6 protein-coding genes are annotated in these 13,074 nt (G+C 68.9%); 3 read left to right on the top strand and 3 right to left on the bottom strand.

Going from position 1 to position 13,074, the window contains the following annotated elements; genetic code table 11:
* Positions 1 to 72 precede the first annotated feature (72 nt).
* The gene (locus ENSA7_RS40640; protein WP_106094818.1) at positions 73 to 4,179 is read left to right on the top strand and encodes a DNA topoisomerase 3; all 4,107 of its coding nucleotides are present in this window, start codon (positions 73 to 75) and stop codon (positions 4,177 to 4,179) included.
* Positions 4,180 to 4,201: 22 nt separating this feature from the next.
* Here the strand turns inward: ENSA7_RS40640 and ENSA7_RS45205 are convergent, their stop codons facing one another.
* The 3 genes from ENSA7_RS45205 to ENSA7_RS40625 all read right to left on the bottom strand — a co-directional run bounded on the left by ENSA7_RS45205 (position 4,202) and on the right by ENSA7_RS40625 (position 10,540).
* Positions 4,202 to 6,649 carry an amidohydrolase family protein gene (locus tag ENSA7_RS45205; RefSeq protein WP_146158717.1) on the bottom strand — a complete coding sequence of 816 codons (2,448 nt, stop codon included), beginning with the start codon at positions 6,647 to 6,649 and terminating at the stop codon, positions 4,202 to 4,204.
* A gap of 225 nt (positions 6,650 to 6,874) precedes the next feature.
* Positions 6,875 to 9,073 carry a DUF3604 domain-containing protein gene (locus ENSA7_RS40630; protein WP_146158716.1) on the bottom strand — a complete coding sequence of 733 codons (2,199 nt, stop codon included), beginning with the start codon at positions 9,071 to 9,073 and terminating at the stop codon, positions 6,875 to 6,877.
* 126 nt (positions 9,074 to 9,199) lie between these two features.
* Complete coding sequence (locus ENSA7_RS40625; protein WP_146158715.1) at positions 9,200 to 10,540, bottom strand: NHL repeat-containing protein; 1,341 nt, start codon at positions 10,538 to 10,540, stop codon at positions 9,200 to 9,202.
* Between the two features lie 293 nt (positions 10,541 to 10,833).
* Between ENSA7_RS40625 and ENSA7_RS40620 the strand changes: the two genes are divergently transcribed.
* Both ENSA7_RS40620 and ENSA7_RS44815 read left to right on the top strand, forming a co-directional pair.
* Complete coding sequence (locus ENSA7_RS40620; RefSeq protein ID WP_106094814.1) at positions 10,834 to 11,637, top strand: crotonase/enoyl-CoA hydratase family protein; 804 nt, start codon at positions 10,834 to 10,836, stop codon at positions 11,635 to 11,637.
* A 378-nt stretch (positions 11,638 to 12,015) separates the two neighbouring features.
* Complete coding sequence (locus ENSA7_RS44815; protein ID WP_181234613.1) at positions 12,016 to 13,050, top strand: vWA domain-containing protein; 1,035 nt, start codon at positions 12,016 to 12,018, stop codon at positions 13,048 to 13,050.
* The last annotated feature ends 24 nt before the right edge of the window (positions 13,051 to 13,074 follow it).

The following is a 13,074-nucleotide window of genomic DNA, read 5'->3' as shown; positions in this document are numbered from 1 at the left end:
GCGTGAGGCACGCCGGGATCAGCGTGGGCGCCATGACGACGCCGAGCCGCTCCGCTACCATGCGCCCAGCTCGTGCCGACCCTCGTCCTCGCGGAGAAGCCCTCCGTCGCGCGTGACATCGCGGCGACGCTCGGGGCCACCCAACGTCGCCGCGGCTTCCTCGAGGGCGGCGGCTACCGGGTGACGTGGGCGGTGGGGCACCTGGTCGGTCTGGCCGAGCCGTCGGAGATCGAGCCAGCGTGGAAGCGCTGGCGGCTGGATCTGCTGCCGATGCTGCCGCGCGAGTGGCCGCTGCGGGTGCTCGACCACGCGGCGGATCAGTTCGAGGTGGTCGCCCGCCTGATGAACGCGTCCGACGTGAGCGAGATCGTCGCGGCGACCGACGCGGGCCGCGAGGGCGAGCTGATCTTCCGCTACATCTACGAGAAGACCGGCTGCACACGACCGTGGCGGCGGCTGTGGATCTCGGCGCTCACCCAAGATGCTATCCGTGGCGGGTTTCGGCGGCTGCGCGGCGGCGCGGAGTTCGACGCCCTGGCCAACGCCGCGCGGGCCCGCAGCCGCGCGGACTGGCTGGTGGGCATGAACCTGTCGCGCGCCTACAGCCTGCTCTACGACGACCAGCTCAGCGTGGGGCGGGTGCAGACGCCGACCCTGGCGATGCTGGTCACCCGCGAGCGCGAGATCCGGGAGTTCGTGCCCGTTCATTATCGCGAGGTGGTCGCTCGCTTCGCGGCGGCGCCGGGGGAGTTCGAGGGCACCTACCACCGAGCGGATCCCGAGCCCGACTCGTCCCGCTCGGGGACCGGGCCGACCACCCGCTGGAAGCCGCCCAAGTCGGCGCTGGCCCGGCTGCCTGCCAAGGGCGATGAGGCGGCCGCCGTGATCGCCCGGGCCAAGACTGGCGCCGCGGCGCTGGCCCACGTCCTGCGCACCAAGCAGAGCATCGCGCCTCCGTTTCTCTACGACCTCACCGAGCTGCAGCGCCACGCGAACCGGCTGTACGGGATGTCGGCGAAGCGCACGCTCGACGTCGCGCAAGAGCTCTACGAGCGTCACAAGGCGATCTCGTACCCGCGGACCGACAGCCGCCACCTCGACCGGGAGACCGCGTCCACGCTGCCGGGGATCATCGACGCGATCGCGCCTGGCTATCCGGGGATGGTCGCGGAGGCCAGCGGGGAGCGATCGCTTGGCGGCCGCTATGTCGACGACGCGAAGGTCAGCGATCACCACGCCATCCTGCCGACCGCCGAGCGGCCGAACCTGCGGGCGGGCTCCGAGCTGTTCAAGATCTACGACCTCGTGTGTCGGCGGCTGCTGGCTGCGTACCACCCGAATTACATCGAGGCGATCACCACGGTCGAGTCCCAGATCGTCAGTGGCTCGGCGCCCGAGCAGATCGTGGATCGCTATGTCAGCCGCGGGACGTCGGTCGAGCAAGAGGGCTGGAAGCTGCTCGACATCAAGCGGCGCGGCGGCAAGGGCAAGCGTGGCGCCCCGAGCTTGCCGGGCGGGCTCGAGCCGGGGCAGGCCGCGGAGGTCGTGTCGGTCGAGGCCGTCGACAAGCAGACTGAGCCGCCCCGGCCCCACACCGAGGCTTCGCTGCTGACCGCGATGGAGACGGCGGGCCGGACCGTGTCGGAGAAGCAGCTGAGCGAGGCCATGCGCGGCTGCGGGCTGGGCACGCCCGCGACCCGGGCCGCCACGATCGAGACCTTGTTGCAGCGCGACTATGCGGTCCGCGAGGGCAACAAGACGCTGCGCGCGAGCGAGAAGGGCGAGCGCCTGATCGACGCCGTGCACGAGCAGGTCAAGAGCCCCGCGATGACCGGTGAGTGGGAGCTCGCGCTGCATCAAATGGGCGGCGGTCCGGGTGAGCTCGCCTCGTTCATGGCCAGGATCGAGGCGTACGTGGCGGAGGTCGTCGGTACCGTCACGCAGTCGGCGGACGCGCCCGCCAGCGCGAGTTCGTCTGCGGGACCATCCGCGCGTGCACCCGCCGGGGAGACTCGAGCCGCGCCGCTTCGAGCCGTCCACAACCCCGAGCCCGTTCCAGTCGCCGAGCTGCCCGCGCTGCTCGAGGCCCGGTTTGGGTTCCGCGAGTTTCGAGCCCACCAACAAGAGATCTGCGCGGCCGTGACCGCGGGCAGCAGCGCGCTGGTGGTGATGCCGACCGGCGCCGGGAAGTCGCTGTGCTACCAGCTCCCGGGCATCGCCCGCGGCGGCACGACCCTGGTGATCAGCCCGCTGATCGCCCTGATCGAAGACCAGGTCGAGAAGCTGCGCGCGCTCGGGTTCGCGGCCGAGCGGATCCACTCTGGCCTGGGGCGGGTGGCGTCGCGTCAGGTGTGCCGCCGCTACCTCGACGGCGAACTCGAGTTCTTCTTCATGGCGCCCGAGCGGCTGGCCGTGCCTGGGTTCCCGCAGATGCTCGCCAAGCGCTGGCCCTCGCTGATCGCGGTCGACGAGGCCCACTGCATCTCGCACTGGGGCCACGACTTTCGCCCGGACTACCGGATGCTCGAGGCCCGCCTACGGCCGCTCACCCACCCGAGCTCGGGCGGGGCAGGGGTTCCGATCATCGCGCTGACGGCGACGGCGACCCCGCTGGTCCAACGCGACATTCTTCAGCAGCTCGGGCTGACCGACGCGGCGGCGTTCATCAAGGGGTTTCGTCGGACCAACCTCGCGATCGAGCTGGTCGAGGTGGCGAGCAGCGAGCGGGCGGGGATCTGCAAGCAGCTGCTCGCCGATCCTGAGCGCCGGCCCGCGATCATCTACGCCCCCACCCGCAAGGTCTGCGAGCAGCTCGCCGCGGCGCTCTCGGGTCGGGGCAAGGGTGCGTACCCGGTCGCGGCCTACCACGCGGGCATGAACCCACAGGCGCGGGCGCGGGCGCAGGATCAATTCTTGCGCGGAGACAGCTCGGTGATCGTGGCCACGGTGGCGTTCGGCATGGGCATCGACAAGGCCGACGTTCGCACGGTCGTGCATGTCGCCTCGCCTGGCAGCCTCGAGGGCTATTACCAGGAGATCGGTCGGGCCGGGCGCGACGGGCTGCCGAGCCGAACGATCCTGCTGCATACCTACGCGGATCGGCGGACCCACGAATTTTTTCTCGAGCGCGACTACCCCGAGCCGGACCAGCTCGCCGCCGTCGCGCGCTTGCTGGGGACCCAGGCCGTCCCGCGGGCCACGTTGCAGCGGCGGGCCCGGATCAAGACCGACGACATGGACAAGATCCTCGAGAAGCTGTGGCTGCACGGCGGGGCGCTGATCGATCCCGAGGAGAACGTGCGGCGGGGCCCCGAGGACTGGCGCACGCCCTATGTCGCTCAGCGTGAGCATCGCCAGGCCCAGCTCGACCGCGTGACGATGTTTTTGAGCGCGGGCCGCTGCCGCATGCTGGAGCTCGTCGAGCACTTTGGCGACCGCGAAGACAGCGGCTCGACCTGTGGGCGCTGCGACGTGTGTGCGCCGCAGACCGCCCTGGTGGCCCGCGAGCAGTCACCCAGCGACGCGCAGCGGGCCTGCATGCGCGGGATCTTGCGGACCCTCGCCGATGATCCGCGAGGCGTCGCCGCCGGTCGGCTGTTCAGCGAGGTCGCCGAGGGCCAGCTGCCGCGCAGCAGCTTCGAGCGGGTGCTGCAGGCGCTCGAGCGGGCTGGGTACCTGGAGGTGAACGAGGATCGCTTCACGCCCTCGGGGGGGACCCAGGAGATCGCGTTTCGCCGGGTGGTTCTCGCGCAGGCGCCTCCGCGCCGCGAGGCCGAGCTCGACGCGGCGCTGTCGAAGGTGATGATCAGCGTGGATCTGAGCGGCGGGTCGAGCGAGACCCGGGCCGGCGAGCGCAAGCGCAAACGCAAGCCCGGCGGGCGCAAGTCGGGCACCAAGTCGGGCACGAAGACCCGCGCGGCCAAGCCCAGCACCCGTAAACCACGCGGGTCGCGAGGAGCCGGCAGTCCGCGGCTCGAGGCCCTCCAGACCTGGCGGCTCAACCAGGCCAGGGCCAAGGGCGTTCCGGCGTTTCGGATCCTCAGCAACAAGCAGCTGCTCGCGCTCGCGGCCGGCGAGGTCCACGATCTCGAGTCGCTGCGCGAGGTGCCGGGGATCGGCGCGAAGACGATCGAGCGCTACGGCTCGGCGCTCGTCCGAGTGCTCCGCGGCCGCGGCTGAGCGTGGTCCGACCGCGCGCCGATCAGTACGGCTGACACATCGGCACGCCGAGCTCGAAGTCCTCGGCGCCGCGCGGGGTCACCTTGAAGTTCGAGAACGACTCGATCAACACGCCGGTCACGCTGACGAAGCTCGAGTCGAGCGGGCACATGTTGTCGAGCGCCATGAAGAACAGGTCGTCGACGCGCAGGCCGCTGACCTCGAACTCGTCGTAGTCGTCGGCCCCGTCGGGGTTGACGGCGGTGATCACCACGTCCGCGACCTGGACCAGCATCGACTCGTGAGCCTCGGCCTCGGCGCCACCGGTGCTGATCTGCGCCGGGTCGAACAGCTTGGGCGTGACCGTGGCGCCGCCGCCGGGCGTGACGACCGTGACCGTGGCGTCGACGAGCTCGGTGAGGTCGAAGTACTCCTCGATCGTGCCTTGCACGTCGACGAGATCCCCGACCGCCAGCCCGCCCGGGTTGCCGTTGGTGAACACGAAGATGCCCGTGTACGGCTGACCGGTGCCGGTCTCGGCCGTGAACGCGTTGTTGTCGGGGCGGATCGCGGTGACGGTCAGGCCTTCGACCAGCACCACCGAGCCGGGCGGGACGTGGCCCGGATCGCTGGGATCCTGGATCTGCTCGACGGTCGCTGGGCAGGCCTGGTTGCCGGGGTTGGCGGTGGCGCAGTCGTCACACGCGTCGCCCTTGCCGTCGTCGTCGGCGTCGGCCTGATCGACGTTGGGATCCTGCGGGCAGTTGTCGGTGTCGTTGGGCACGCCGTCGCCGTCGCTGTCGTCGGGATCCGGGCCCTCGCACACGTCGCCTTCGTTGGCCGGGCACGGATCGCAGACGTCGCCGAGCCCGTCGAGGTCGAAGTCGGGCTGATCCTCCCACAGCGGAAACGGCACGTTGAACACCGGGTTGAACACCGACGGGCAGTTGTCCACGTCGTTGGGGATGCCGTCGCCGTCCTGGTCGTCGGCGGTCGGGCCGTTGGGGTACTCGTCGCGCGAGGGCACGCAGCTGGGCTCGTCGTCGGGCACACCGCAGAAGAACAGCGGGTAGCCGGCGCCGGCCTGGACCGCGCTCAGGCTGCTCGAGGTGTCCTGGGCCACGCACGCGCGCTTGGCCACGCCGCACACATCCAGGGTCTCGCAGGCGTCGCTCCCCAGCGCGCCCGAAGCCAGGAGCTCGGCGTCGCCGTAGAGCGGCACGCCGCCGCGCAGGACCAGCGCGACCTTCGACTCGTGACCACGCACGACCGCGCCGTGGTCGAGCTCGCCCTGCTTGGCGAACACCGCGATGTCGGCGACCCAGCCGACCGTGAGCTCGCCGATCGCCAGCTCGCCACCGACCGCCTGCGCGCCGCCGCTGGTCGCCATCGCCCACAGATCTCGATCGGAGAAGTAGTCGCCGTAGTGGGTGTCGTCGAGGTACGCGGCGCAGGCCAGCTCGCGCAGCATGTTCATCGAGCCCGAGGCCACCCAGTCGGTGCCGAGCGAGAGCGGGATCCCGAGCGCGTCGAACATGGTGACCGGCGCCGTGGCCCCGTACAGCACCACGTTGGAGCGCGGCGACCAGATCACCTTGGCGTTGGCGCTGACGATCTGCTGGGCCAGCGGGAGCGAGACCCCGACCGCGTGGACGATCGCGGTGTTCGACTTCACGACGTCGGTCGCGCCCGCGGTGGTGCAGACCAGCTCGTTGCTGGCGTACTCGTTGATGCCCTCGGCGATGTGCGGCAAGTAGGCGCTGCCCGTGATGTCGCCGGTCATGGTCGGGCCGCTGCCGTAGCTGCAGCCGCTCGCGTGCTGGGTGCCGTCGTTGTCGTCGAGCGGGAACGTGTCGCTGTCGGCCTGCGGGATGTCGAGGCCCTCGAGCCCGCCGCCATCGACGTTGCGCAGCAGCCCCGGCTTGCCGCCCGCGCTCGCGGCCGAGGTCGCCCCGCCCATGACAAAGCGCAGCTCGGCGGCCAAGATGCTCTCGTCCGAAGCCCCGCCGTTGGTTGGGAGCGACGCGTGACCGTTGAGACCCTTGCGCCAGTCGTGGCGGTGATCATAGCGATCCACACCGTCCCCGATCGGCCAGTTGTTGGCGAAGGTGATGTGGTCGTGGGGGTTGATCAGCCCGGGCGAGATGACCGAGTCCGCGCAGGTCAAGGTCGCGTCGCCTGGGTCGCAGTTGCAGCCCACGCAGGTGATCGAGCCGCCCTCGATCAGGACCGAGCCGCCGCGATACACGACGTCGGGCGCGAGCACGTCGCCGCGTATCAACAGCGAGCCGCCGGCTTGACCCTCGGCGGTACAGCTGCCCTGGACCGGAAGCTCGAGCTCGCCGCACTCGACGATCTCCGCTTCGCCGTCGGTGTCTCCGCTGGTCTCGCCGCCGGTCTCATCGGTCTCGGCGGTGTCGTCAGACTTCGCGCAGGCGGCCGTCAAAGCCACCAGCAGCGAGAAAATGGAAGCGAGATAGCGAGTCGACATGGGCTCGCGGCAATATTTGCACGGGTTTAGCGACGAGTCGACGCGCGGCAGCGCCACGCGAGCAGCCGCCCGTGTCCATGGACACGAGCGGCCGCGAAGGTTTGGTCGGTCGGCGCGCCGGCTCAGGGCGCGGGGCTGATCGTGACCATGCCGTGACCTTGCCGGGTATTGGGCGTGGTCATCGGATCGTCGCCGTCGCCGCCACCTCGCGCGCCGAGATCGTCATCATGGGCGACATGGGTAAATTGGACTGGACCACGCGATGTGCCCGTCGACCTGGTTGGCCTTGACGAACAGCGGCGTGGTCTGGCCGGCGGTGAGCTCCACCTCGTGGGCGAGCTCGATCACGCGATCGCTCGGCGACTCCGGGTAGCGACTCACGCTCGCGCGCAGATCCAACCCACCAAACGAGGCGTGCTCGCCCGCCGCGTCGAGCGTGCCGAGCTCGGCGACGAGCTCGCCAACCTCGGAGCGAAACACCACGCGACCGCGCTGGGCCTGGTCGAGCCAGATATCGAGCCCGTCGAGATCCCCGGTCGTGCGTGAGCGCAGCTCGATCTTGGTCTTGGTCTGGGCCTGGATCCCGTCCATCGGCGAGTCGAACGCGAACACCTGGGCCCGCTCGATGCTCGCGCCCTCGAGCTCGACCACGCCGTCCCAGGTGGCCCGCCGACCGCGGCCACGGATCCGCGCGCCACCCCAGACCAGTCGGATCCGCCGCGAGCCAGCGCAGCTCGTGAACGCCTCCGGCCGGACCTCGTGGATCAGCTCGCGCCCGCGAAACAGCTGGAGTGACTCGATCGGACCGACGCCGCGGACCGACGCGGTGACCTGCACACGGTCGCGCTTGGCCGTGAAGCTCGAGCCCATGACCTGGCCGTCGACCTCGAAGTCGAGATCCATGCGCGGCCCAGTGGTGCCGTAGCAGCGCCGCTGCCTGAGCGCGTCGAACACCGCCGCGCGGGTCAGTGACTCTGCCAGCATGCAGGTCAGGCCACCGAAAATCCCAAACTGCCCGGCCCCCGGTCCCTCCGCGCCGGGCCGGCCCTTGTGACCGTCGCTGTTGGCGATGACCCCGACCTCGTAGCCCTTGTCGAACGCGTCCCACAGCAGCCACTCGAACACGCCCCAGCACGACATGACCTCGATCAGCGGGCCGAGCTCCTCGTCAAAGTAGGTGCGGATGTCGGCGTAGCGGCCGCCGCAGTGAGCGGCGAGCACGACCTTGTTGGGGTCCACGTGCTCGCGCAGCTTGCTGAACAGCACGTTGGCCGGGTGCGCGGGCGTGTGCTGATCTTCGGGGGTGCCACGAACCTGCCAGTGGCTCGAGCGCATGATCGGCATGCCCTCCTCGAGGTACATGACGTTGCGATCGCCACCCGCCGCGGTGTTGGCCGACCACTCGTAGCCCGGGAACACCACAAACCGGCCGTCCTGGTGGAACCGTCGCACGACCTCGTTGAGCCGGCGCCAGTCCTCGTCGCTCATCTGAAAGTCGTTGCCCTGATGCGACATCACGTCGAGGTGGGCCCAGTCGCGGCCAAACTCGAAGTACTCGATCTCGGTGCCCGTGCCGACGGTGGCGTCCGACTGCGCGTGCAGATCGCCCCAGTACTTGCGGAGCCGCGGGGCCTCGGCGCGAGCGGTGATCGGGTTGCTGACGAAGGTCTGATCATTCCAGCGCGCGACGACCCGGCCGCTGCAGGCCGAGCTGAACCGGAGCTCGCGTCCCTCGATCGTGCAGTTGGTCTGGGCGCCGCCGTCGCCGTCCCAGCTCAGCTGAATCTGCGCCGGGGCCGGCGTCGGGTTGCCCCAGCGGTCTTCGCCCTTGACGAAGATCTCGGCGGACTCCCCGACGATCGCCTGGGTCGGCACGATCACCACGAGGCTGAGCGGCTCGCCCGAGATCACCTCGAGCACCGGTGAGCTCGGCAGCCGCTCGACCAGGCACGCGTTGGTCGGATCGACCAAAAACCGCAGCTCGTGGGCCGACTCGATGAACGACTGCGCGCGGATCCCCGGCGAGCCCTGGCTGCGATCTCCCAGCGTGATCGTGACTGTGTCCCCGGGCGCCAGGCAGCCGTCGTAGACGTCGATCACCAGGCACTTCATCCACGGGCGCACGTGCGCCTTGGGGTCGTAGCGGGGCCGCAGCTTGGCTTCGCCGGTCGTCGTGACGGTCGTGTAGTTCGGCGCCGTCGGCTCGTCGAACTGCGGGTGCGCCCAGTCCGACGCAAACCGCCGCGCGAGCTTGAGGGTCCCGCCTTCGTCGATCCCGTAGCTGCCGACCGTGTAGACCAGCGTCCACTCGTTCATGCTCCCGGCCACGACAGGGCCCTCGGGGGTCAGGCAGACGTGGCCAAGTCGTTGAGTCACCAGATCCGTCACGGCCACAATCGTCGACGGCGGCGCTGACTTGGTCAAGATCGTCGGATCTCCGCGGTGGCGCGTCCGGGCGCACGAACCGACGTGGTCATCAGGTGCCGGTCGGGCACGCGTTGTCGGGACCGCATGCCAAACGGCACCACGCAGCGCCGTCGCCACCCACGCCTACTGGGGAAACACGACGGCGTTGAGGCCACCGCCGGTCATGTCCGAGTAGGTGTAGTGCTCGCCCGGGATCGTGAGGATCTCCTTGTCGTAGCTCTCGGGATCGATCTTCCACGCCCACCCATCTTGGTCGACCATCCACACGAAACCCTCGGCGTCGATGCTCACGCCGACCGGCGTCGAGCACTGATCATCAAAGTCGGCCGGGGTGTGGATCTTGATCAGCTTCTTGGTGTGGCGGTCGATCTGGGCCAGCCCACACGGCGCGTTCATGGCGATCCAGGCGTTGCCGAGCCGATCCGTGGCCACGCCGCGATGACACCCGCTCGTTCCGGCGATCGCGGTGAACTTGTTCTTGTCGGGATCGAACACGGTCACCGGTCCGGCGCAGCCGGCGAGCCACACGTTGCCCTCTGGATCGACGGTCATCCCGTAGGCCTGCGTGGTTGTCGGCGCTACCCAGCGATCGACGCTCAGATCGTTGGTGTCGAGCCGAAACACGTCGCCGCGCAGGGCGGTGAACCACACCCCACCGCGACCGTCGTGGGCGGCGCCGTAGGGCGGATAGTCCGACCAACCCACGTTCCAGTCGCTGATGTCGACGACCTCTTCCACGGCGCCGTTGGACGGCGCGATCCGGGCGACGTGGACCTCGTTGGGGGAGGTCCCGTGCCAGCCAACCCAGATCTTGGGACCGACGTAGGCGCAGGTCTCGAGGTCGAGCACGCCGGGATCGAAGGTCATCCCGCGCGGCCCCGACTCGATGCCCGGGCCGACATCGGGCAGCGCGGTCGACCACAGCACACACTCGTCGTGGCCCCAGTCGAGTAGATCGTCGCCAGCTTGCGAGGTCGTGATCTCCTGGTCGCCGTTTTGGTCGACGCAGTCGCCCGGATGCGCCGCGATCAGCACCACGCTGCCCGACATGCGGTTGCCGACCAGCGCGAACCGACCGTCGAGGCTCACGGTCGTGCGCGAGGGGCTGTGCTCGAGGTTGGCGGGACCCGTGCGATAGCGGGCCTGCTCCTTCAGCGATTGCGTGTTGACCTTGGAGACGCTGCCCTGCGCCGTGTTGGCGACCCACAGATAGCTGAAGTCGACCTGCAGGTCGCCCTGCGAACACGGGCCCGAGTCGCCGTCGCCATCGCCGTCACCGCTATCATCGTCGCCCGTGCCGTCGTTGGTGGTCCCGCCGCTGCCGCTGCTCCCGGAGGTCGTGAAGCCGCCGCCTTGCGACCCGCCGCCATTGGGGAGCTCGGGATCGTCTTCGTAGACGCACGCGGTCGGCATCAGGCACAGGAGACCGAGGGCCACCCAGGTGATCCGACCACAGCGTTTCATGCTGGTCATGGTAGCGAAGGCGCAGGCAAATTCCACGCGCGAGTTCGTCGCCAACCGCTCGCAGCATGCGATTGCGAGCCGAGAATCGTCACTCGCTTCAGCGAAGAACGTCACCCGTGCGCTCGGCGAGCTGCGCAGGTTAGTAGAGGTAGGATCGCGCGTCGGGTCCTCGCGGTCGGACGGTCCGCGCGACGCTCGATCGCTCCGTCGATGCGCCTCCATCGCCGAGCGCGGCAGATCCTCGATTGGGTGCGGTGGGTCATTTTGGGGCGGGAATTGAGTAGGGTCTACCGATGCCTACATCTGACCGAGTCGTCTGCACGATCGAAGCCGGGGTCGCCGAAGTTCGCCTCAACCGCGGCGACAAGCACAACGGTCTCGACCCCGCGATGTTCGAGGCGATCGTCGCTGCTGGTGAGACGCTGCGTGGGGATCACTCGGTCCGCGTGGTGATCCTCTGCGGCGACGGGCCGTCGTTCTGCGCGGGGCTCGACTTCAAGGCGTTCATCTCTGGCGGCGAGGCCGTGCGTGAGCAGCTGCTGGCCTGGAAGGACGGCCAGATCGGCAACCTGGCGCAGCGCCTCGCGTGGGTGTGGACGACCGTCCCCGTGCCCGTGATCGCGGCGGTGCACGGGACCTGTGTGGGCGGTGGCCTCCAGCTCGCCCTGGCTGCCGATCTGCGCGTCATCCATCCGGACTCCAAGCTCGCCGTCCGCGAGATCGAGTACGGCATGATCCCCGACATGAGCATCAGCAAGACGCTCTCGCGCCTGGTCCGGCTCGACGTCGCCAAGGAGCTCACCTTCACCGGTCGCGACTTCAGCGGTCAGGAAGCCGCGCAGCTCGGGATCGCCACGCGCCTCAGCCAAGATCCCCTCGCGACCGCGCGAGAGATCGCTGCCCAGATCGCCACGCGCTCACCGGAAGCCGTCCGCGCCGCCAAGCAGCTGTGGGACCGCGCCCCCGCGCTCGAGGACGAGGCCGCGCTGCGACTCGAGACCCAGCTTCAGCTGCCCTTGCTCGGCAGTCGCAACCAACTCGAGGCCGTGCAGGCCCGGTTCATGAAGCGCGAGCCCAAGTTCGTCGACCCGGCGTAGTCGCTCGCACGAGCGCACCGACCAGCGGCGAGGCTCCGGCTATCGCGCGACCATTCGCGCGCTCGAGTGCCAATGCATCGAGGGCCAGACCGCATTTACGCGTTGACCCGCGCACACGCTAATCACGCGATCCCAGACCAGCCCTGGCACCCAGTCTACATTTAGCAGGCGCGGATATCACTAATTGCGATAGAGGCTCGTTGCCCGGCAAAAAGTGGGATTATGGCAATAACGGCACCGGGGGTCGCTCGGCGCCCAAAAGATCGATTCGTGCCACTTTGAAATTATTGCTTCAATCATCGCAAAAGATCGTTATGGTTATAGTGCCTAGTCACGAAAGGGTCACTAATGCACACGACAACACCGCTGTTCCCGCTCATGCTCCTATCTGCGCTCTCGCTGCTGGGATGCGGCGAAGGAACATCAGCTGAGAACGCCAGTGGAGACATCGACACCGGTATTGAGTTCGAAGGTACCGCCGACGAAGACGATGGAGGCGATGGAGGTGCCGGCGCAATGGACTCGGGCGGCCCGGCCAAGCTCGACGCTGCGTCTGGCGATCCCGGCATGTCGGACGCGGGCGACGCGGGCCCCGAGCTCGGCTGCGAGCTCGTCGATCTATTGTTCGTGATCGACAACTCCGGCAGCATGAACGACGAGCAGGTCAACCTCGTCGGCAGCTTCCCGGGCTTCATCACCGAGATCCAGACCCAGCTCGCCGACGCCGACAGCTACCACGTCGGTGTGATCACGACCGACGAGTACGAGTATAACGACGGCTGCCAGGACGAGGGCGCGATGGTGATCGCGACCGGGGGCGCCGACTCGAGCCACGCGGTGTGTGGCCCCTACGCCGACGGCCACACCTACATGACCGAGAACGACGACCTCGACGTCGCGTTCTCGTGCGCCGCCAAGGTCGGCACCGACGGCGACGGCGACGAGCGCCCGATGCAGACCATGCAGGCCGCGCTGTCCAAGGACATGGTCGAGCCAGGCGGCTGCAACGAGGGCTTCTTGCGCGACGACGCGCTGCTGGTGATCGTGATCATCTCCGACGAAGAGGACGACCACGAGCTCGACGGCTGCACACAAAAGGCGCACCCCGGCTCGAGTGGAGACCCCGCAGATTGGTACGAGGACGTGATCGCGGCCAAGGACGGGGTCGAGGAGAACATCGTCGTGCTCTCGCTCATCGGCCCGACCGGGCCCGATCCCGAGGTCTGCCCGATGCTCGACAAGTGCGTTGGCGGGTCCGACGGGGCCGAGATCGCCGAGCGGATTGTGGCGTTCACGACCATGTTCACCAACGGCTTCGTGGGTCAGATCTGCGCGCCCTCCTATGCAGGCTTCTTCGCGGAGGCGGTGGGCGTGATCTCCACAGCGTGCGAGAATTTCGTGCCTATCGGGTGAGCGGGTTCAATGCCGATCGCGGGT

The organism is Enhygromyxa salina (assembly GCF_002994635.1).
GTDB lineage: Bacteria > Myxococcota_A > Polyangia > Nannocystales > Nannocystaceae > Plesiocystis > Plesiocystis salina_B.
Note: the sequence above shows the minus strand (reverse complement) of the source record. Positions and strands in the feature narration are given on the sequence as shown.